The organism is Gibbsiella dentisursi, from assembly GCF_039539505.1.
Classification (GTDB): domain Bacteria; phylum Pseudomonadota; class Gammaproteobacteria; order Enterobacterales; family Enterobacteriaceae; genus Gibbsiella; species Gibbsiella quercinecans.
On record NZ_BAABDG010000002.1, the window covers coordinates 1,531,546 to 1,552,738 of the forward strand.

Here is a 21,193-nt window from a genome sequence, read left to right on the forward strand (position 1 = left end):
GCGACTTTTAGGAGCAAGATATGGGCCAGCTTTTTTATATACACCCGGACAACCCCCAGGCACGCCTGATCAACCAGGCGGTTGATGTGCTGCGCAAAGGCGGGGTGATTGTCTACCCGACAGATTCCGGCTATGCGCTGGGCTGTATGCTGGGCGAGAAGAACGCCATGGAGCGTATCTGCCACATTCGCCAGTTAGGCAGCAACCATAATTTCACGCTGATGTGCCGCGATCTGTCGGAGCTTTCCACCTACGCCTACGTGGATAACAGCGCGTTTCGCCTGATCAAAAACAACACGCCGGGCAACTACACCTTTATTCTCAAGGCCACCAAGGAAGTGCCGCGCCGGTTAATGAATGAAAAGCGTAAGACGATCGGCCTGCGCGTGCCGTCCAATCCGATCGCGCTGGCACTGTTGGAATTGCTGAATGAGCCGATGATGTCGACCACGCTGATGCTGCCGGGCAATGATTTCGCTGAATCCGATCCCGAAGAGATCAACGATCGCTTGGGCAAACAGGTGGATCTGGTGGTTCACGGCGGCTTCCTCGGCCAGCAACCAACTACGGTTATCGATTTGACCGAGTCTTCGCCGGTTATCGTGCGTGAGGGTGCCGGCGACGTTGCGCCGTTTCGTTGACAGGCCGCGGCACCTGTCCGTTTTCTGAAAAAGTGCCAGCCTTGCAGTTATTTAGCATAAAAAACGCTATTCTGGTTGCCCTATACGGTTAACGGGCAGGATAGCAGGGCGATGATCAACAAAACATTTCTGATGCTGATGATCTTACTGGTGCCGGCGTTGGCACATGCCGGTTTCTATTCCGGCAGCACGCTGCTGGCGCAAACGCAGGATTACACCAAGCACAAGGCCGGGGCGGTGACCGCCAGCGAAGCCCTTAACAGCGGGCTGTTTATGGGCTACGTGGCCGGCGTGTTCGACAGCTATGCGATGCAGGGCAACCGCAATATTTGCCCCGGTTCCGGTATCAGCGTCGGCATGGCTGCCGATGCCGTCATGAAGTACCTTGATGATCACCCCGAACAACTTCACTACTCCGCGCCTTCTGTGGTGATGCTGGCGCTGACCACGGCGTTCCCCTGTGAACGGCACTAAGGCAATACGATTGTAGGTTCCAAGTGCGCACAAAGCCTGTATAATACCGGGTTTGGTTTTTCTAAATGATTGTTTTTGCTGTGGCCTTCCTGGCGGCAGTGAAGTCCCCCCGACGCCTGTGAAGGCGACACTAGAGGTTGCTCAATGAGCGAAAAGTTACAGAAAGTTTTAGCGCGTGCCGGCCATGGCTCGCGTCGTGAAATCGAAGCGATGATCCAGGCAGGCCGCGTCAGCGTTGATGGCAAAGTGGCCACGCTGGGCGATCGCGTTGAAGTGACGCCGGCGATGAAAATCCGCATGGACGGCCACATCGTCTCGATCAAAGAATCCGCAGAAGCGGTGTGCCGGGTGCTGGCCTACTACAAGCCGGAAGGTGAGCTATGCACGCGCAGCGATCCGGAAGGGCGGCCAACGGTGTTCGATCGTTTGCCGAAGCTGCGCGGCTCCCGCTGGGTTGCGGTAGGGCGCCTGGATGTGAATACCTCCGGCCTGCTGCTGTTCACCACCGACGGTGAGTTAGCCAACCGCCTGATGCACCCAAGCCGTGAAGTTGAGCGTGAATACGCGGTGCGCGTATTCGGCCAGGTAGATGATGAAAAAATGAAGCAGCTAAACCGTGGCGTGCAGTTGGAAGATGGCCCGGCGGCATTCCGCACCATCAGCTTCCAGGGCGGCGAAGGCCTCAACCAATGGTACAACGTAACCCTGACCGAAGGGCGCAACCGTGAAGTTCGCCGCCTGTGGGAAGCGGTCGGTGTCCAGGTCAGCCGCTTGATTCGCGTGCGCTACGGCGATATTGATCTGCCAAAAGGGCTGCCGCGTGGTGGTTGGGCCGAGCTGGATCTGCCAGCGATCAACTACCTGCGTGAGCTGGTGGAGCTGAAACCGGAAACGGTCAGCAAATTGCCGGTGGAGCGTGAGCGCCGCCGCGTGAAGGCGAACCAGATCCGCCGCGCGGTAAAACGCCACAGCCAAGTTGCTGGCGGCCGCCGCAGCGCGCCGGGCAGCAAACCTGCCAAACCTGCCGCCAAGCGCGGCTGATCGCGGCCGTAGCCCACCCGGCGGTGCGGCTACGGCGCTTTTCCCTGCTACCAATCGATCCCTTTCTGCGCCTTGATGCCGGCGTCAAATGCGTGTTTTACCGGCCGCATTTCCGTCACCGTATCGGCCAGTGCCAGCAGCTCGCGATGGCAGCCGCGGCCGGTGATGATCGCCGTTTGGTGCGCCGGGCGCTGCTTCAGCGCCGATAATAGCGCCTCCAGCGGCAGGTAACCGTAACTGACCATGTAGGTCACTTCGTCCAGCAGCACCACGTCCAGGCTGCTGTCGGCCAGCATGCGCTTGCCGTGTTCCCATACCGCCAGGCAGGCTTCGGTATCGGCCGTTTTGTCCTGGGTTTCCCAGGTAAAGCCACTGGCCATCACCTGGAACTCCACATTGTGTTGCTGCAACAGGTTCTTTTCGCCGTTGGGCCATTCACCCTTGATGAATTGGATCACGCCGGCCTTCAGGCCGTGGCCGACGGCGCGGGTGACGGTGCCGAACGCCGCCGTGGTTTTTCCCTTGCCGTTGCCGGTAAACACCAACACCAGGCCGCGCTCTTGCTGTGCGCTGGCTATGCGGGCGTCAACCTGTTCCTTCAGGCGCTGTTGGCGTTGTTGATGGCGATCTTCGCTCATACTGGTGAACCTCTATTCCGCCGGGCCGGGCTTGCGTTTGGGTTGGGCATCAAAGCTCATACCGGTCTTGCGGCGGCTGTCGTCGCCCATCAGGTAGAGATACAGCGGCATGATGTCCGCCGGCGTTTTCAACTTGTTGCTGTCTTCCAGAGGGAAGGCGGCGGCGCGCATTTGGGTGCGGGTGCCGCCCGGGTTGACGCAGTTAACCCGCAGATGACTGCCTTTGTACTCTTCCGCCAGTACTTGCATCATGCCCTCGGTGGCAAATTTGGACACCGCATAGGCCCCCCAGTTGGCGCGGCCTACGCGGCCGACGCTGGAGCTGGTAAACACCAGCGATGCACTATGGGATTTGAGCAACAGCGGCAGCAGCGCCTGCGTGAGCATAAAGGTGGCGTTCACGTTGACCTGCATCACTTCCGTCCACGTGGCAATGTCGGTTTCGGCCATCGGCACGATATCGCCCAGCAGCCCGGCATTGTTCAATACGCCATCTAGGTGTGGCACCTGCGTGGCCAGATCACCGGCGATCTGTTGGCATTGTTCCGGGGTGGCGTGCAGCAGATCTAGCGTGATGGTTAAGGCCGGTAGGCCGCCTAACTCGGCGATTTGCTGTTGCACCGCCAGCAGTTTGCTTGCGGTTCGGCCCAACAGCACCAAGCGGGCGCCGAACCGGGCATAGGTCAGCGCCGCTTCGCGGCCAATGCCGTCGCCCGCGCCGGTGACTAAAATAATACGTTGATCGAGCAGATCTTGTTTGGGTTGGTAATGCACAATAATTCCTCGTGCCGGGGGCAACCCTTGCGCGGGCGCCCCAGTGGGATACGTAGCCGGAACGGGAGCTGAAACCTCAACCGTTATGCCGGCGCCGCAGCGAATTTGCCTCATCATTTAGATGAATAATCTGTGTTATATGCCTGAAATGGAGCGTCATTTCAATGACTAGCCGGTGAAATCGGTATTCTTTTGTAACAAAAGCAGAACAATCCCAACGCGAAAGGCCCGTAGTGTATCCTCAGCCGTGAGTTTGCGTATTTAGCCGCGACAGACATGGCATCACTTGGCTAAAATGGGCAGAGTTATACTAACAACCTGTTAATCAAGGCGGAATCTGTGGAGTTTATATCTGAGTATGGCCTGTTTCTGGCCAAAGTGGCCACGGTGGTGATTGCAATCGCCGCACTGGTAGCGCTGGTGGTCAATCTTGGCCAGCGCAAAGGGCAGCGCAAAGGGGAGTTGCAACTGACCGATCTGGGTGAACAGTACCGCGATATGCAGCGGGATATGCGCCTGGCGCGTATGGACGCCGTTGAGCAAAAGGCCTGGAGCAAGCAGTTTAAAAAACAGACCAAAGCGGATGAAAAGCTGAAGAAACAGCGGGTCAAATCCGGTTCTGCGGCAGTGGTTAAACCCTGTCTGTTTGTGATGGATTTTAAAGGCAGCATGGATGCCCATGAAGTGACCTCGCTGCGTGAAGAGATTTCCGCCGTGCTGGCGGTGGCGACCCCGCAGGATGAAGTGCTGCTGCGCCTGGAGAGCCCCGGCGGGGTGGTGCATGGCTACGGTTTGGCGGCTTCGCAACTGGAGCGGCTGCGCAAAGGCGGTATTCGCCTGACGGTGGCGGTGGACAAAGTGGCGGCCAGCGGCGGCTATATGATGGCCTGCGTGGCTGATCGCATCGTTGCCGCGCCGTTTGCCATTATCGGTTCGATCGGCGTCGTGGCGCAGATCCCCAACTTCCATCGTCTGTTGAAGAAAAACGACGTTGACGTCGAGCTGCATACTGCCGGCCAGTTCAAACGCACGCTGACACTCTTTGGTGAAAACACCGAGCAGGGGCGTGAGAAGTTCCGCGAAGAGCTGAACGAAACCCACGAACTGTTCAAGCAGTTTGTGCATCAACAGCGCCCATCGCTGGATATCGACAACGTGGCGACCGGTGAGCACTGGTTTGGCATTCAGGCGCGGGAGAAAGGGTTGATCGACGCCGTTGGCACCAGTGACGATCTGCTGATCGCCGAAATGGAAAACCATGAAGTGATTGGGGTGCGTTATACCCGCCGTAAACGCCTGATGGATCGTTTCACCGGCAGTGCGGCAGAAAGCGCCGATCGCCTGCTGTTGCGCTGGTGGCAGCGCGGTGAAAAGCCGTTGCTTTAAGCCGAGTGTTTTCACCAGACAGGGGCCGCAGCGCCCCTGTTTTTTTAGGCGCTAATCAATCAGATGATATTTTTCTGACAGTTTGTGCGAGAGGTGCTTAAACATATTAAACACCGCCGTTGTTTTTGCCGTTGGCAATCCGTCCGGATCCAAAAAGAATTCCCCACGGAAAACTAAAACGTGGCCTTTTTGTTCAACCTCTGTGGCTACCATGCCGTGAAGATAATCTTCGTGCTCGCGGATGATGTTATTTGCTTCAGCCAAAAGGCTTTCCCGGTTGATCGGGGAGGTATTCGTATGCATTTATTACACTCCAATCATAAACTCTGGCGGCATTCTAACGCTGGTTTGTGTTTATCCGCAAACTGGCTATGGTTTATTTGCGTAGCGCGCGGCATTCGGTAGATTGCAGTTGGCGAAAATGCATTTTCCATGCTAATTAGGTTGCGCAACGTTTTTTATCAGGTACAGTGTGGGATTTCGTGGTAATGGGTGGAAGGTTTTGTTTACGGCTTACATGGACGCGCCTTGAGATACTTAAGTGGCGTTGATGAAAACCCCCGGCGATCAGCCACTTGTACCCCGGTTGCGTAATTGAGCGGCTATCAGGAAAAAACATGTTGATCTCTTGCCCGGGTGCCGCAATATAAAAAAGCGATATGGATTGCCGTGGCACGGCAGGATAGAAGACTTCTTTTTAGAAGAAATAAATTAGGTTAAAAGGTAAATATGGGTAAAGCTCTCGTAATAGTTGAGTCCCCGGCAAAAGCCAAAACTATTAATAAATACTTGGGAAATGACTACGTGGTGAAGTCCAGCGTGGGTCATATCCGTGATTTGCCGACCAGTGGCTCAGCCAGCAAAAAGAGCGCTGACTCGACCGAAGAAAAAGCCAAGAAGAAAGTTAAAAAAGATGAAAAGACGGCCCTGGTTAACCGAATGGGCGTCGATCCTTATCACGGTTGGAAAGCGCAATATGAAATCTTGCCGGGTAAAGAAAAAGTTGTCGCCGAGTTAAAATCATTAGCGGAAAATGCTGACCATATTTATCTCGCAACCGACTTGGACCGCGAAGGGGAAGCCATTGCCTGGCACCTGCGGGAAGTTATTGGTGGTGACGACAAACGCTTTAGCCGTGTGGTATTTAACGAAATTACCAAAAATGCTATCCAGCAGGCGTTCAGCCAGCCGGGTGAGCTGAATATCGATCGTGTTAACGCACAGCAGGCGCGCCGCTTTATGGACCGCGTGGTGGGCTATATGGTCTCCCCGCTGCTGTGGAAAAAGATCGCCCGCGGCCTCTCCGCCGGGCGCGTGCAATCGGTGGCCGTGCGCTTGGTGGTTGAGCGTGAACGCGATATTAAAGCCTTCGTGCCGGAAGAATATTGGGAACTGCATGCCGATCTGCTGGCGAAGGGCGAAACCGCGCTGCAGATGGCGGTAACCCATGCTCACGACAAGCCGTTCAAACCGGTAAACCGTGAGCAGACACACGCTGCGGTCAAACAGTTGGAGAACGCGCGTTACACGGTGCAGGATCGGGAAGACAAACCCACCAGCAGCAAGCCGGGCGCGCCGTTTATCACTTCCACGCTGCAGCAGGCCGCCAGTACCCGCCTGGGCTTTGGCGTGAAAAAAACCATGATGATGGCCCAACGCCTGTATGAAGCTGGCCATATCACCTACATGCGTACCGATTCCACCAACCTGAGCCAGGATGCGCTCAACATGGTGCGTGGTTACATCGGCGACAATTTCGGCGCCAAATACCTGCCGAAAGCCGCTAACCACTACAGCAGCAAAGAGAATTCGCAGGAAGCGCACGAAGCGATTCGTCCCTCCGACGTCAACGTGGTGGCGGAGCAATTGAAGGATATGGAAGCCGACGCGCAGAAACTGTATCAGCTGATTTGGCGCCAGTTTGTGGCCTGCCAGATGACGCCTGCGCAGTATGATTCCACAACGCTTATCGTCAACGCTGGCGATTACCAACTGCGTGCTAAGGGCCGCACCCTGCGCTTCGACGGCTGGACAAAAGTTATGCCGGCGCTGCGAAAAGGTGATGAAGACCGCACGTTGCCGCTGGTGGAAGTGGGCAGCGAGCTGGATCTGCAAAAACTGATCCCAAGCCAGCACTTTACCAAGCCACCGGCGCGCTACAGTGAAGCCTCGTTGGTCAAAGAGCTGGAAAAACGCGGGATTGGCCGCCCGTCTACCTATGCCTCTATCATTTCCACGATTCAGGATCGTGGTTATGTGCGGGTAGAAAGCCGCCGCTTCTATGCAGAAAAAATGGGGGAGATCGTCACGGATCGGCTGGAAGAAAACTTCCGTGAGCTGATGAACTATGACTTCACCGCGCGCATGGAAGACGGCCTGGATCAGGTGGCGAATAATCATGCCCAGTGGAAAGCCGTGCTTGACGAGTTTTTTGCCGAGTTCAGTGAACAGTTGGAAGTGGCGGAAAAAGATCCGGAAGAGGGCGGTATGCGCCCGAACCAAATGGTGTTGACCAGCATCGATTGCCCAACCTGCGGCCGTAAAATGGGCATTCGCACTGCCAGCACCGGCGTTTTCCTCGGCTGCTCCGGCTATGCGTTGCCGCCGAAAGAGCGCTGTAAAACCACCATTAACCTGGTGCCGGAAACCGAAGTGCTGAACGTGCTCGAAGGTGACGATGCGGAAACCAACGCCCTGCGCGCCCGCCGCCGCTGCCCGAAATGCGGCACCGCGATGGACAGCTACCTGATCGACAACCAGCGCAAGCTGCACGTATGCGGCAACAACCCGGCCTGTGACGGTTACGAGATCGAACAGGGCGAGTTCCGGCTGAAAGGCTATGATGGCCCGGTGGTTGAGTGCGACAAGTGTGGCGCTGAAATGCACCTGAAAATGGGGCGCTTTGGCAAGTACATGGGCTGCACCAACGAAAACTGTAAGAACACCCGTAAAATCCTGCGCAATGGTGAAGTGGCACCGCCGAAGGAAGATCCGGTGCCGTTGCCGGAATTGCCGTGCGAGAAGTCCGACGCATATTTTGTGTTGCGCGACGGCGCCGCCGGCGTGTTCCTGGCCGCCAACACCTTCCCGAAATCGCGCGAAACCCGCGCGCCGTTAGTGGAAGAGCTGCAGCGGTTTAAGGATCGTTTGCCGGAGAAACTGCGCTATCTGGCGGATGCGCCGGCGGTTGATCCGGAAGGCAACAAAACGCTGGTGCGCTTTAGCCGCAAAACCAAGCAGCAGTATGTGTCTTCGGAAAAAGACGGCAAAGCCACTGGCTGGTCCGCCTTCTACGTGGATGGTAAATGGGCGGAAGGTAAGAAATAGCCCAGATAGTCCCCCTGGAAAACCAGCCCCCGTGGCTGGTTTTTTACTGGTGGAAACCCCATCTCGCCGCAGGCTGCTATCATAATTGAATAACAGGCTTAGCCTTGATAATCACCCAGAATAATCATTACCATGCTGTGACACGGATCTATACTTGCCACAGTGGCGTGGTATAGTGGTTATATAAAAACATTTCTTATGAAAAATGCTTATTACTTGCGGTATTTTCAGCCTCAGCATCTGTTTCAGAGCGAAACATGGCGTGTTTATAGCCTGTGACTGTTCAACTATACCGGGGTAACGCCGATATACCTGACTGCGGTTAAGCCGCAGTGTTTAACCTAGGATGGTATAAGAATGAAATTGCAGCAGCTTCGTTACATTGTGGAAGTGGTTAATCACAATTTGAATGTGTCATCGACTGCCGAAGGGCTTTATACCTCACAGCCGGGTATCAGCAAGCAAGTGCGGATGCTGGAGGATGAGCTTGGTATCCAGATCTTTGCCCGCAGCGGCAAACACCTGACGCAGGTGACGCCTGCCGGGCAGGAAATCATCCGTATCGCGCGTGAAGTGCTTTCCAAAGTGGATGCCATCAAAGCTGTTGCTGGTGAACATACCTATCCGGACAAAGGTTCGCTGTACGTCGCGACCACCCACACCCAGGCACGCTATGCGCTGCCAAACGTCATCAAAGGATTTATTGAGCGCTACCCGCGCGTATCACTGCATATGCACCAGGGCTCGCCAACCCAGATCGCTGAAGCTGTTTCCAAAGGCAATGCTGATTTCGCCATCGCCACCGAAGCCTTGCACCTGTATGACGATTTGATCATGCTGCCGTGCTACCACTGGAACCGTGCGGTGGTTGTGAAGCCCGATCATCCTTTAGCGGGCAAAAGCCAGATTAACATCGAAGAACTGGCGGCTTATCCCATCGTGACCTACACCTTTGGCTTTACCGGCCGCTCAGAACTTGACACTGCCTTTAACCGCGCGGGGCTGACGCCGCGCATCGTGTTTACCGCCACCGATGCAGACGTGATCAAAACCTATGTGCGTTTGGGGTTGGGCGTGGGGGTGATTGCCAGCATGGCGGTAGATCCGATTCAGGATCCGGATCTGGTCACCGTTGATGCGCGCGATATTTTCAGCTACAGCACAACCAAAATCGGCTTCCGCCGCAGCACCTTCCTGCGCAGCTATATGTATGATTTTATCCAGCGCTTTGCGCCGCACCTAACGCGTGACGTAGTTGATACCGCGGTAGCGCTGCGTTCTAATGAAGAGATTGAAGCGATGTTCAAGGACATCAAGCTGCCGGTGAAATAACCCGATCTTCGGGCAGGATCGGTTTCAGGCCAACGCCTGTCGATCCTGCTCACCACGTTTTAATCTCCTGTCTCACCGCCACCGTCACGCATTTCCTCCGCTATCACGCCAGCTTTGTGGGTTTGATTGCCTGTGCCTGTTGTTGTTATCAGAACGTTAAATCAAGTTTGTGTTATCTTTAAGAAAGACCTCATTAAATACCCTGTTTTGACATAATAAAAAAGGAGGAGCTATGTCGTTGGATCTGCGTACAAAAAGTATGGATAAACTGGCGGTAGGGGATCGCGAATACCACTACTACAGCTTGCCGCTGGTGGCCAGGCAACTGGGGGATATCGACCGGTTGCCGAAATCCATGAAAGTTTTGTTGGAAAACCTGCTGCGCCACGTAGACGGCGATACCGTGCAGGAGGACGATCTGGCCGCGCTTGCCAGCTGGCTGCAAACCGGCCATGCGGATCGTGAAATCGCCTATCGGCCGGCCCGCGTGCTGATGCAAGATTTCACCGGCGTGCCGGCGGTGGTGGATTTAGCCGCGATGCGCGAAGCCGTGCTACGCCTGGGCGGCGATGTGGAGCAGGTGAACCCGCTGTCGCCGGTGGATCTGGTCATCGACCACTCGGTCACCGTCGATGAATTCGGTGACGATCGGGCTTTTGGCGATAACGTGCGTATCGAAATGGCGCGTAACCACGAGCGCTATACGTTTCTCCGCTGGGGGCAAAAGGCGTTTAACCGCTTTCGTGTGGTGCCGCCCGGCACCGGTATTTGTCACCAGGTCAACCTGGAATATCTGGGCCAGACGGTATGGCACACTGAGGAAGGCGGCAAGCGCATTGCATACCCGGATACCCTGGTCGGCACCGACTCCCACACCACCATGATTAACGGGCTGGGGGTGCTCGGCTGGGGCGTGGGCGGCATAGAGGCCGAGGCCGCCATGCTCGGCCAGCCGGTATCGATGCTCATCCCCGACGTGGTAGGGTTTAAACTGACCGGCAAGCTGCAAGAGGGGATTACGGCCACTGACCTGGTGCTGACCGTCACCCAAATGCTGCGTAAGCATGGCGTGGTGGGCAAATTCGTTGAGTTCTATGGCGATGGCCTGGCGGATTTGCCGCTGGCTGACCGCGCCACGATTGCCAATATGTCGCCGGAATTCGGCGCCACCTGCGGTTTCTTCCCGGTGGATGACGTTACGCTGGGCTATCTGGCGCTCAGCGGCCGCAGCGATGAGCAGATCGCGCTGGTTGAAGCCTACGCCAAGGCGCAAGGCATGTGGCGCAACCCTGGTGATGAGCCGGTGTTCACCAGCACATTGGCGCTGGACATGTCAACGGTGGAATCGAGCCTGGCGGGGCCTAAACGCCCGCAGGATCGCGTTGCGCTCGCCAACGTGCCGGCAGCGTTCAATGCCGCAACCGAGCTTGAGATCGGCAGCAAAAGCGCCGGCACCGGCGCCGTTCCCTTTACGCTCAATGGCGCAAGCCACACGCTGCATAGCGGAGCGGTAGTGATTGCCGCGATCACCTCCTGCACTAACACTTCTAACCCCAGCGTGATGATGGCCGCCGGTTTGTTGGCCAAAAAGGCGGTTGAGAAGGGGCTGCGTACCCAACCCTGGGTAAAAACCTCGTTGGCGCCCGGCTCGAAGGTGGTGACCGACTATTTCGCCAGCGCCGGGCTGACGCCCTACCTGGAGGAATTGGGCTTTAATCTGGTGGGCTACGGCTGTACCACCTGTATCGGTAACTCCGGGCCGTTGCCGGCGCCGATCGAGCAGGCCATTAAAGACGGCGATTTAACGGTGGGCGCGGTGCTTTCCGGCAACCGTAACTTTGAAGGCCGTATCCACCCGTTGGTGAAAACCAACTGGCTGGCTTCACCGCCGCTGGTAGTGGCTTATGCACTGGCGGGCAGCATGAAAACCGATCTGCTCAACCAACCGCTGGGCGAGGGCCGCGACGGGCAGCCGGTTTATCTGAAAGACATCTGGCCAAGCAGCCAGGAGATCGCGCAAGCGGTGGCGAAAGTGCGCACCGAGATGTTCCACAAAGAGTACAGTGAAGTGTTCAACGGCGATGCCGACTGGCAGGCGATACAGGTGGCGGGCTCCTCAACCTATACGTGGCAGGAGGATTCAACCTATATCCGCCATCCGCCGTTTTTCACGAGCATGAAAGCGCAGCCGGAGCCGGTGCAGGACATCAAAAACGCGCGTATTTTGGCGATCCTGGCGGATTCGGTCACCACCGACCATATCTCGCCCGCCGGTAATATTAAGGCCGATAGCCCAGCCGGGCGGTATCTGAGCGAGCATGGCGTGGCGGCGGATGCCTTTAACTCATACGGTTCGCGCCGCGGCAACCACGAGGTGATGATGCGTGGCACCTTTGCCAACATTCGTATCCGCAACGAAATGGTGCCGGGGGTGGAAGGGGGGATTACCCGCCATGTGCCGTCGCAGGCGCAGATGCCAATCTATGACGCTGCGATGCAATATCAGCAGGAAAACGTACCGCTGGCGGTGATCGCCGGTAAGGAATACGGTTCCGGCTCCAGCCGTGACTGGGCTGCCAAGGGGCCGCGGCTGCTGGGGGTGCGGGTGGTGATTGCGGAATCCTTTGAGCGCATCCACCGTTCCAACCTGATTGGCATGGGGATCCTGCCGCTGGAGTTCCCGCAGGGCGTGACGCGCAAAACGCTGGGGCTGAGCGGCGATGAACAGATCAGCGTCAGCGGTTTGCAGGCGTTACGTCCCGGGCAGACGGTGCCGGTGCATATCAGCTATGCCGATGGCCGGGAAACCGTGATAGAGACGCGTTGCCGCATTGATACCGGCAATGAGTTGGTCTATTACCAAAACGACGGCATTTTGCATTACGTGATCAGAAAAATGTTGTGACGGGCAGGCTAATCGCGCGATGAAAAAGCCCGCCGGGGTTAAGCGGCGGGCTGCTTATGGCAAGGCGGCGTTATTGTTGATCCAACAGATGCCCCATTTTGGCCGCTTTGGTGGCCAGATAACGCTCGTTCTTTGGGTTACGGCCCACGATCAACGGCACGCGCTCGGTGATATTGATGCCCGCTTCGGTCAGGATCTCGACCTTCTTCGGGTTGTTGGTCAGCAAACGCACCGCATTCACGCCCAACAGTTTGAACATATCGGCACACAGGGTGAAATCACGCTCATCGGCGGCAAAACCCAACTGGTGGTTTGCTTCTACCGTGTCAGCCCCTTTATCCTGCAGCGCGTAGGCGCGGATTTTATTCAACAGGCCGATATTACGGCCTTCCTGGCGATGGTACAGCAGAATACCGCGCCCTTCCTCGGCAATATGCTCCAGTGCGGCCTCCAGTTGGAAGCCACAGTCACAGCGCAGGCTGAATAGCGCATCGCCGGTCAGGCATTCCGAATGTACGCGTGAGAGCACAGGCGTATCGCCTGAAATATCACCGAAGACCAGCGCCAGATGATCGTGCCCGGTAGCCAGTTCTTCAAACCCCACCATCAGGAAATCGCCCCAAGGTGTTGGCAGTTTAGCTTCTGCCACCCGTTTAAGCTGCATGTTACTCTCCACAAACACACCCGATTTAATCACTGTTGCGCAGCGTACTTCCGGTACGACCTGATGACCAGAACTAAAAACCCGCGTCAGCGAACTGTCGTTCGTTAAATATGCGCTATTTTGCCACAACTTCTTGCTCAGTGGTGCTCAGCAAAGCAGCATCCGGTGTTTTACCCGCCTTATTATTGCGATAGGTGCAAATACTGTTTAATTTTGCCCATGTTGCCGGGATGACAAGATTGTTACACTGCTGGTGGGTTCAAGCATAAGGATGAACGAATGTTAGAGATAGCAAAACGCACGGCGATGGGCGCCATTCTGCTGTTGGTTATGCCGTTGGCGGTCTGGTTTTCGGGCTGGCAATGGCAGCCTGGGGGCAATGAAACGCTATTGAAGGCCCTGTTTTGGGTCACGGAAACCGTGACATCGCCCTGGGGAACGTTAACCAGCGTGCTGCTTTCCCTTTGGTTCCTGTGGTGCCTGCGTTTTCGGCTAAAGCCGGCGATAGCGCTGGTGGTTCTGCTGTCTGCCGCGGTGTTGATCGGCCAGGGGGTGAAAAACCTGATGAAAGAGCAAGTGCAGGAGCCACGGCCTTATGTGGTGTGGCTGGAGCAGGTGCATGGCGTTGAGGGCAAGTATTTTTACTCGCTCCATCGCAAGGCGCGCAGCGCGCTGGTGCAGCAGCAGCTTTTGGATCAGCCGCTGGTGCCGCAATGGCTGCGCCAACATTGGCAGTTCGAAACCGGCTTTGCTTTCCCCTCCGGCCATACCATGTTCGCTGCCACCTGGGCGCTGCTGGGCGTCGGGCTATTATGGCCACGCCGCCATTATAAAACCGTGGCGGTGCTGATGGTTTGGGCGGTGGGCGTGATGGGCAGCCGCTTGTTGCTCGGCATGCACTGGCCGCGCGATCTGGCGATGGCCACGCTGATCAGTTGGCTGCTGGTCACCTTGGCATGCTGTCTGGCGCAGCGTTGGTTCGGCCCGCTGGCGCCGCAGGAGCAGGAACCAAAGCGCAGCGCCCAGCGCGAGTAAGGCCGTTGTTATATCAATTAAGGTGACGATGTCACAAAATTCGGCGGCCATTTTGCGGGCCGCCGTCCGGCCTGCGTTGTTTTGCTCCGATTTGCCCCCATATCCTGATAAATACGCCAGTTTGATAAGGTTTCTCATCAATGGGCTTAACTGTGCCTTTTTACTGCTGAATATCCCGGCAGACGGCCGCTTTTATCGTGCCGAGGGTTTCCCTGCCAGCGGCGGAAATGCTAACTTAAGGGGCAGGGACGCCATAAATTGGCTTGATTCATCCGATTAACTCGGCATTACGGGAAAGAATGTGAAATATTTGCTGATTTTTTTGCTGGTTCTGGTGATATTCGTGATTTCCGTCACCCTGGGGGCGCACAACGATCAGGTGGTGTCTTTTAATTACCTGATAGCACAAGGTGACTATCGCGTATCCACGCTGCTGGCCACGCTGTTTGGCGTTGGTTTCGTCCTTGGCTGGATCATTTGCGGCCTGTTTTACCTGCGCACCCGCATCGCGCTGGCGCGCGCTGAACGTAGAATAAAACGGCTGGAACTGCAGCAAGAGCCGCAAACCGAGCCGGTTCCCTCTGCTGTCAGCAAGGAATAATCCTCTATGTTAGAGCTGCTGTTTCTGTTGCTGCCCGTTGCTGCCGCCTATGGTTGGTATATGGGGCGCAGAAGTGCTCAGCATGATAAGCAGCAGGAAGCCAACCGCTTGTCGCGTGAATATGTGGCGGGGGTGAACTTCCTGCTTTCCAACCAGCAGGACAAAGCGGTCGATCTGTTCCTCGATATGCTGAAAGAAGACAGCAATACCGTTGAGGCGCATCTAACGCTGGGCAACCTGTTCCGTTCTCGCGGAGAAGTCGATCGCGCCATTCGCATCCACCAGGCGCTGATGGAAAGCGCCTCCCTGACCTTTGAACAACGCTTGCTGGCCATCCAGCAGTTGGGCCGCGATTACATGGCGGCCGGCCTTTACGATCGCGCCGAGGACATGTTCGGCCAGCTTATCGACGAGGAAGATTTCCGCATTTCCGCGTTGCAGCAGTTGCTGATCATCCACCAGGCCACCAGTGACTGGCTCAAAGCGATCGACGTGGCGGAAAAACTGGTCAAGTTGGGAAAAGAGAAGCAGCGGATCGAAATCGCCCATTTTTACTGCGAACTGGCGCTGCAGGCGATGGGCAGCGACGATCTGGATAAGGCGATGAGCCTGTTGAAACGCGCCGCGGCGGCGGACAAACAGTGTGCGCGTGTCTCCATCATGGTCGGTCGCATCTATATGGCGCAGGAAGAGTACGCCAGGGCGGTGGAATCGCTCAAGCGCGTGTTGGAGCAGGATAAGGAGCTGGTTAGCGAAACGCTGCCGATGCTGCAAGAGTGCTACCGGCACCTGCCACAGCAAGAAGGCGAATGGGCCGATTTTCTGCGGCGCTGCGTTGAAGACAATACCGGGGCAACCGCCGAGTTGATGCTGGCGGATATTGTCGAACAGCATGAAGGGCGCGATGTGGCCCAGCTATACATCAACCGTCAGTTACAACGTCACCCAACCATGCGCGTGTTTTACCACCTGATGGATTATCACCTGGCGGATGCGGAGGACGGGCGGGCCAAAGAGAGCCTGGTGTTGTTGCGCGATATGGTTGGCGAGCAGATCCGCACCAAGCCGCGCTATCGCTGCCACAAATGCGGCTTTACCGCACATTCACTTTACTGGCACTGCCCGTCATGCCGGGCCTGGGCATCGGTTAAACCGATCCGTGGCCTGGACGGGCAATAAAATACAAAGGGTTGTGCGGTTAACTGCTGCGGCAGGTGTGGCGTTGGCGGCACACGTTGCCGGTGTGTAGGCGGGGCCAACACACCGGCAACGTGAAGCAAGAGGCGGTTATAGCGTTTGGCTTATTTCTTCTTGCTGTTTTTTAACAGTTGGCGCAATTTCTTCAGTTCTTTCGGCGTCAGTGGTTGTTCAGGCGTTTCCTCGGTGCTCTGGTTATCCACTTCGCTGTGGTGGACAGCTGGCGCCGCAAAGCTGGCTTCCAGGCGTTCGCACACCAGTGCGCTCAGAGAAAGCTGCTGCTCAAGGGCCACTGCCTTGATTTTGTCCTTCAGTTCCAGAGGGATTTTAATGGTAAGTGTTGATATCTCGCTCATTTTGCAGCCTTTATTGCAGTAGGGTTACCTCAAGCTATGCCAGCTGCACTAAACTGTCCAGTATGTAATAAAAATTTAATATAACCGTCATTTTTCGCGGCACACTTCTTGCGCCGCAGGCTGTACAAAAATACTGCCAACGGTGGCCTGGCAACCCTGCGGCTGGGATTTCCCGCTGCTGGCATGTAGAATGCGGCGGTCGGTTTTACAGGTAATGACGTAACTATGTCCATTTTACAGAAGGTAGAAGAAATGAAGTCTGGAAATAACAAGAACAACAATGACTTGAACTCATCACCGATCGTTGTGGCGCTGGATTATGCAGATAAGGGTGCGGCGTTGGCTTTTGTCGACCGTATTGATCCTCAAGACTGCCGGCTCAAAGTGGGCAAAGAGATGTTCACCCTGTTCGGGCCGCAGTTCGTGCAAGTGTTGCAGGCGCGCGGCTTTGAGGTTTTCCTCGATTTGAAGTTCCACGATATTCCGAATACCACCGCGCACGCGGTTGCCGCTGCGGCCGAACTAGGTGTGTGGATGGTCAATGTGCACGCCAGCGGCGGCGCGCGCATGATGGCGGCGGCCAAAGAAGCCTTGCAGCCGTATGGTGCCGATGCGCCGTTGTTGATCGCCGTTACCGTGCTCACCAGTATGGCGGCGGAAGATCTGCGGGCGATTGGTATCGATGCCAGCCCGGCAGAACATGCAGAGCGTCTGGCACGCCTGACGCATGATTGCGGGCTGGATGGGGTGGTTTGTTCGGCCCACGAAGCCGAACGTCTGAAGCAGGCCTGTGGCCGGCAGTTCCAGCTGGTGACGCCGGGCATTCGTCCGGAAGGCAGCGCTGCGGGCGATCAGCGCCGCATTATGACGCCGGTGCAGGCTCAGGCCGCTGGCGTGGATTATATGGTGATTGGGCGGCCCATCACGCAATCGGCCGATCCGGCGGCCACGCTGAAAGCGATTCGCGCCTCTCTGGCGTAAGGAGTTAACGATGAACGACAGTAATAGCCGCCTGGTTTATTCCACCGGCGTTGGGCGGGTTAACCAACCCGAGGCGGCGCCGCAACGGCCCAAAGGGGACGGCATTGTGCGTATTCAGCGCCAAACCAGCGGCCGCAAGGGCAAAGGGGTCTGCCTGATCAGCGGTATCGATCAGGACGATGCCGCGCTGAGTAAACTGGCTGCGGAGCTAAAGAAAAAATGCGGCTGTGGTGGCGCGGTGAAAGACGGCGTGATTGAGATCCAGGGGGATAAACGCGATCTTCTCAAGCAACTGCTGGAAGCCAAAGGCATGAAGGTCAAGCTGGCCGGCGGCTGAGGTGTAAACCATGCCGCAGGGCGGCATGGTATGTTGTGGTGCGGTTATTGATGCAAGAAAACGCCACAGACAAAAGAGAACAGACCTGAAATTATTTTCGTTAATACGTCAAAGCGCTAAGGCTTTTGCTCGCCTGCTGGCAGAGGTATCTGGCAATTTATAATATTATTTACCTACCTGGTGGCCGATAATCCCGCCAACGGCAGCCCCGCCGAGTGTGCCAAGCGCACTGCCATCGGTTAATACCGCGCCGCCAATGGCGCCTGCGCCCGCACCGATCGCCGTATTGCGATCGCGTTTAGACATGTTGGAACAGGCCGTGAGTGACATTGCCAGAGTAATGGCCACTGCGGCGGTGGCAAAACGTTTATTCATCATAATGACTTCTCCTTAGCAAGGACTGTATGTAAGTGCCTTGAGTAATAAGTATAGTCAGAGTCCGTAAAATAAACCTGCTAGGGTCTGCCTTACCGGTATGCCCGTCATATTTCACATCGCAGGCGTGCTGGCTATTATTGCCGCCAAAATCAGTATAAATAACAATACCGGCCGGTATAGGTAAATAATCCTATATTTGGCGGGAATGCGCGTCTGCCGGTGCCTGAACCTCGTTTTATTTGGTTTGTATCAAACGGTGCACGCGCTTTTACTTTATGATGGCCGGTAAGACAGATGGGCTTATCACAGATGCAGGAGTTGATATGGAGCTTTACCTTGATACCGCCGATGTTATTTCCGTTAAGCGGCTGGCACGGATACTGCCGTTGCACGGCGTTACCACTAACCCCAGCATCCTGGCCAGGGAAGGGAAACCTGTCTGGGAGGTTTTACCGGCGCTGCGCGACGCGCTGGGCGGCACCGGCAAACTGTTTGCGCAGGTGATGGCCAACGATGCGGAGCGCATCGTCGCAGAAGCCATGTTGTTGAACCAGCGGGTGCCCGGCCTGGTGGTGAAAATTGCCGCCACCGCCGAAGGGCTGGCGGCAATGAAAAAGCTGAAGGCGATGGCGATCCCGACTCTCGGCACTGCCGTATACGGTGCCGGGCAGGGGCTGCTGGCGGCGCTGGCCGGCGCCGAGTATGTGGCGCCCTACGTTAACCGCTTGGATGCGCAGGGGGGCGACGGCATCGCGATGGTGAGCGAACTGCAACAACTGCTGAAACTGCACGCGCCGCATGCCAAAGTGCTGGCCGCCAGCTTCAAAACGCCACGCCAGGCACTGGCCTGCCTGCTGGCGGGCTGCGAAGCGATCACGTTGCCGGTGGATGTCGCGGAACAGTTTTTGGCCGCGCCTGCGGTGCAGGCAGCGGTGGAGAAATTTGAACAGGATTGGCAGGGCGCCTTCGGCTCTACGGTGTTGAGTTAACCATGCGGCTTATTCTGCCGCCCGGTAAGGCGGCAGAATGGCGCGCCGTGGTTAGCTGCGGCTGGCGCTTTCCCGCAGGACGATCTCTGATTCATGTACCGTCGGCGTATCGGTACGGAGCGCCCGGCGGATAGCCAGGAACGCGGAAACCAGCATGGTGACCGCCACCAACATAAAGAAAGCGCAAAGCGCGGCGTTAACCTGGTTGCTGAATACGATGGTTTCCATATCCCGCAGTGTTTTCGCCGGTGCGATGACCACGCCTTGCTCAATGCCGGCGGCGAATTTGTTCGCCTGCGCCAGGAAGCCGATGCTGGGCTTCTCGTGGAAGATTTTCTGCCAGCCGGCAGTCATTGAGGTGATGAACAGCCAAAGGGTAGGCAAAATGGTCACCCAGGCATAGCGCTGTTTTTTCATTTTAAACAGCACCACCGTGCCAAGGATCAACGCCATCGCCGCCAGCATCTGGTTACCGATGCCGAACAACGGCCACAGCGTGTTGATGCCGCCCAGCGGATCCACCACCCCCTGATAGACAAAGAACCCCCAGCCGGCTACCGCAACAGTGGTGCCCGCCAGGTTGCCGAACCATGAACGGCTGTTGGCCAGGCTCGGTACGGCAACGCCAACCAGATCCTGCACCATGAAACGGCAGGCGCGGGTGCCGGCATCAACGGCAGTGAGGATGAACAGCGCCTCGAACAGGATGGCGAAGTGGTACCAGAAGGCCATCATCGCCCGGCTATTGAAGATCTCGCTGATGATGTAGGCCATGCCAACGGCAAAGGTCGGTGCGCCGCCTGCGCGGGAAAGCACCGAATTCTCACCCACGTCTTTGGCGATCAGCGCCAGGGTTTCCGGCGTGATGGTAAAGCCCCAGCTGTTAATCACCTGCGAGGCGCTTTCTACCGTGGTGCCGATCAGCGCCGCCGGCGAGTTCATGGCGAAATAAACGCCCGGCTCAAGCACGGAGGCGCAGATCAGCGCCATAATGGCGACAAACGATTCCATCAGCATCGCGCCATAGCCGATAAAGCGGATGTGGCTTTCGCGTTCCACCAGTTTTGGCGTTGTGCCGCTGGAAACCAGCGCGTGGAAACCCGAGATCGCGCCGCAGGCGATGGTGATGAACAGGAAGGGGAACAAGGCGCCTGAGAACACCGGACCGCTGCCATCGATAAAGCGCGACACCGCCGGCATTTTCAATTCCGGCATGGCGAATACGATCCCAATCGCCAGCCCGACGATGACGCCAATTTTCAGGAAGGTCGACAGATAATCGCGCGGCGCCAGCAGCAGCCACACCGGCAGCACCGAAGCGACAAAGCCGTAAATCACCAGCACCCAGGTCAGGGTGGTGCCGTGCAGCGTGAAGAAAGGCCCCCAGTAAGGGTGCTGCGCCACGTTGCCGCCATACACGATCGCCAGCATCATCAATACAAAGCCGATGATGGAGACTTCCGCGATTTTACCCGGGCGGATAAAGCGCATGTAAATCCCCATAAACAGCGCGATGGGAATGGTGGCCGCGATGGTGAACAGACCCCACGGGCTATCGGCCAGCGCCTTAACCACCACCAGCGCCAACGCAGACAGGATGATGATCATCACGCCCAGCGCCCCAAGCATAGTTACCACGCCAGCAAAGGCGCCCAGTTCCTGTTTGGCCATTTCTCCCAGCGAACGGCCGTCGCGGCGGGTTGAGATAAACAGGATCAGAAAGTCCTGCACCGCCCCGGCCATCATCACGCCGACCAGGATCCAGATCGTCCCGGGCAGGAAGCCCATTTGCGCGGCCAAAATCGGGCCGACCAGCGGCCCGGCCCCGGCGATAGCCGCAAAATGGTGGCCGAACAGCACCCATTTGTTGGTCGGTACATAATCCAGGCCATCGTTATGCCGTTCCGCCGGCGTTAGCCGACGATCGTCCAACTCGAATACTTTTTTAGCGATAAACAGGCTGTAGAAACGGTAGGCGATGCTGTAGCAGGCCACTGCGGCCACGACCAGCCAGACCGCGTTCACATGCTCACCCCGGCTTAGGGCCAGCATCGCGAAGGCAAACGCACCGACGAACGCCACTATCAGCCAGATAATCCCGGACTTGACGTTTTTCATAGTCAACGACTCCTTGGTA

20 protein-coding genes are annotated in these 21,193 nt (G+C 56.7%); 13 read left to right on the forward strand and 7 right to left on the reverse strand.

The annotated features are described in order from the left end of the window. Window positions 1-20: 20 nt before the first annotated feature. The 3 genes from ABFX35_RS07475 (at window position 21) to rluB (ending at window position 2,156) form a co-directional block, all read left to right on the forward strand. Entirely contained in the window at window positions 21-641 is a 621-nt protein-coding gene (locus tag ABFX35_RS07475) for an L-threonylcarbamoyladenylate synthase (RefSeq protein WP_095848823.1), read from the forward strand. Window positions 642-752: 111 nt separating this feature from the next. After that, window positions 753-1,115, forward strand: coding sequence for a Rap1a/Tai family immunity protein (locus ABFX35_RS07480; protein ID WP_346080103.1), 363 nt, complete (start codon window positions 753-755; stop codon window positions 1,113-1,115). Window positions 1,116-1,259: 144 nt separating this feature from the next. Next, on the forward strand, window positions 1,260-2,156 hold the full coding sequence (rluB, locus tag ABFX35_RS07485) for a 23S rRNA pseudouridine(2605) synthase RluB (RefSeq protein ID WP_279023192.1): 897 nt from the start codon (window positions 1,260-1,262) through the stop codon (window positions 2,154-2,156). A gap of 47 nt (window positions 2,157-2,203) precedes the next feature. Here the strand turns inward: rluB and cobO are convergent, their stop codons facing one another. Together cobO and ABFX35_RS07495 are read right to left on the reverse strand one after the other, a co-directional pair. Continuing rightward, entirely contained in the window at window positions 2,204-2,794 is a 591-nt protein-coding gene (gene cobO, locus ABFX35_RS07490) for a cob(I)yrinic acid a,c-diamide adenosyltransferase (protein ID WP_279023194.1), read from the reverse strand. A gap of 12 nt (window positions 2,795-2,806) precedes the next feature. Next, on the reverse strand, window positions 2,807-3,568 hold the full coding sequence (locus tag ABFX35_RS07495; RefSeq protein WP_279023195.1) for a YciK family oxidoreductase: 762 nt from the start codon (window positions 3,566-3,568) through the stop codon (window positions 2,807-2,809). A 339-nt stretch (window positions 3,569-3,907) separates the two neighbouring features. Here ABFX35_RS07495 and sohB point away from each other — a divergent pair, with 339 nt between their 5' ends. Next, window positions 3,908-4,954 (forward strand): protease SohB, encoded by a 1,047-nt coding sequence (sohB, locus tag ABFX35_RS07500; protein WP_279023197.1) that lies wholly within the window; start codon window positions 3,908-3,910, stop codon window positions 4,952-4,954. Window positions 4,955-5,005: 51 nt separating this feature from the next. Here sohB and ABFX35_RS07505 read toward each other — a convergent pair whose 3' ends face one another. After that, entirely contained in the window at window positions 5,006-5,257 is a 252-nt protein-coding gene (locus ABFX35_RS07505) for a YciN family protein (RefSeq protein WP_279023198.1), read from the reverse strand. 426 nt (window positions 5,258-5,683) lie between these two features. Between ABFX35_RS07505 and topA the strand changes: the two genes are divergently transcribed. From topA to acnA, 3 genes are all read left to right on the forward strand, one after another. Beyond that, window positions 5,684-8,281: a type I DNA topoisomerase gene (topA, locus tag ABFX35_RS07510; protein ID WP_279023200.1), complete on the forward strand. Its 2,598-nt coding sequence runs from the start codon at window positions 5,684-5,686 to the stop codon at window positions 8,279-8,281. A gap of 357 nt (window positions 8,282-8,638) precedes the next feature. Further along, window positions 8,639-9,613, forward strand: a complete 975-nt coding sequence (cysB, locus tag ABFX35_RS07515) for an HTH-type transcriptional regulator CysB (protein WP_095848815.1) — start codon at window positions 8,639-8,641, stop codon at window positions 9,611-9,613. A 232-nt stretch (window positions 9,614-9,845) separates the two neighbouring features. Next, on the forward strand, window positions 9,846-12,518 hold the full coding sequence (gene acnA / locus ABFX35_RS07520) for an aconitate hydratase AcnA (RefSeq protein WP_279023203.1): 2,673 nt from the start codon (window positions 9,846-9,848) through the stop codon (window positions 12,516-12,518). A 70-nt stretch (window positions 12,519-12,588) separates the two neighbouring features. On the opposite strand, the gene ribA is transcribed toward acnA, so the two are convergent. Then, entirely contained in the window at window positions 12,589-13,182 is a 594-nt protein-coding gene (gene ribA, locus ABFX35_RS07525; RefSeq protein ID WP_095848813.1) for a GTP cyclohydrolase II, read from the reverse strand. 279 nt (window positions 13,183-13,461) lie between these two features. Here ribA and pgpB point away from each other — a divergent pair, with 279 nt between their 5' ends. The 3 genes from pgpB to lapB all read left to right on the forward strand — a co-directional run bounded on the left by pgpB (window position 13,462) and on the right by lapB (window position 15,997). Next, the gene (pgpB, locus tag ABFX35_RS07530) at window positions 13,462-14,217 is read left to right on the forward strand and encodes a phosphatidylglycerophosphatase B (RefSeq protein WP_279023205.1); all 756 of its coding nucleotides are present in this window, start codon (window positions 13,462-13,464) and stop codon (window positions 14,215-14,217) included. Window positions 14,218-14,518: 301 nt separating this feature from the next. Further along, window positions 14,519-14,818: a LapA family protein gene (locus tag ABFX35_RS07535; protein ID WP_095848811.1), complete on the forward strand. Its 300-nt coding sequence runs from the start codon at window positions 14,519-14,521 to the stop codon at window positions 14,816-14,818. A 6-nt stretch (window positions 14,819-14,824) separates the two neighbouring features. Further along, window positions 14,825-15,997, forward strand: a complete 1,173-nt coding sequence (gene lapB / locus ABFX35_RS07540; protein ID WP_095848810.1) for a lipopolysaccharide assembly protein LapB — start codon at window positions 14,825-14,827, stop codon at window positions 15,995-15,997. Between the two features lie 122 nt (window positions 15,998-16,119). On the opposite strand, the gene ABFX35_RS07545 is transcribed toward lapB, so the two are convergent. Beyond that, window positions 16,120-16,371 (reverse strand): hypothetical protein, encoded by a 252-nt coding sequence (locus tag ABFX35_RS07545; protein ID WP_095848809.1) that lies wholly within the window; start codon window positions 16,369-16,371, stop codon window positions 16,120-16,122. A gap of 252 nt (window positions 16,372-16,623) precedes the next feature. On the opposite strand from ABFX35_RS07545, the gene pyrF reads away from it, so the two are divergent. After that, window positions 16,624-17,352: an orotidine-5'-phosphate decarboxylase gene (gene pyrF / locus ABFX35_RS07550; protein ID WP_346080109.1), complete on the forward strand. Its 729-nt coding sequence runs from the start codon at window positions 16,624-16,626 to the stop codon at window positions 17,350-17,352. 10 nt (window positions 17,353-17,362) lie between these two features. Then, window positions 17,363-17,689 carry a stress response translation initiation inhibitor YciH gene (gene yciH, locus ABFX35_RS07555; RefSeq protein ID WP_121552552.1) on the forward strand — a complete coding sequence of 109 codons (327 nt, stop codon included), beginning with the start codon at window positions 17,363-17,365 and terminating at the stop codon, window positions 17,687-17,689. 165 nt (window positions 17,690-17,854) lie between these two features. On the opposite strand, the gene osmB is transcribed toward yciH, so the two are convergent. Further along, the gene (gene osmB, locus ABFX35_RS07560) at window positions 17,855-18,067 is read right to left on the reverse strand and encodes an osmotically-inducible lipoprotein OsmB (protein WP_095848806.1); all 213 of its coding nucleotides are present in this window, start codon (window positions 18,065-18,067) and stop codon (window positions 17,855-17,857) included. Window positions 18,068-18,390: 323 nt separating this feature from the next. On the opposite strand from osmB, the gene fsa reads away from it, so the two are divergent. Then, on the forward strand, window positions 18,391-19,056 hold the full coding sequence (fsa, locus tag ABFX35_RS07565; RefSeq protein ID WP_279023213.1) for a fructose-6-phosphate aldolase: 666 nt from the start codon (window positions 18,391-18,393) through the stop codon (window positions 19,054-19,056). A 51-nt stretch (window positions 19,057-19,107) separates the two neighbouring features. Here fsa and ABFX35_RS07570 read toward each other — a convergent pair whose 3' ends face one another. After that, the gene (locus tag ABFX35_RS07570; RefSeq protein WP_346080111.1) at window positions 19,108-21,174 is read right to left on the reverse strand and encodes a carbon starvation CstA family protein; all 2,067 of its coding nucleotides are present in this window, start codon (window positions 21,172-21,174) and stop codon (window positions 19,108-19,110) included. Window positions 21,175-21,193 lie beyond the last annotated feature (19 nt).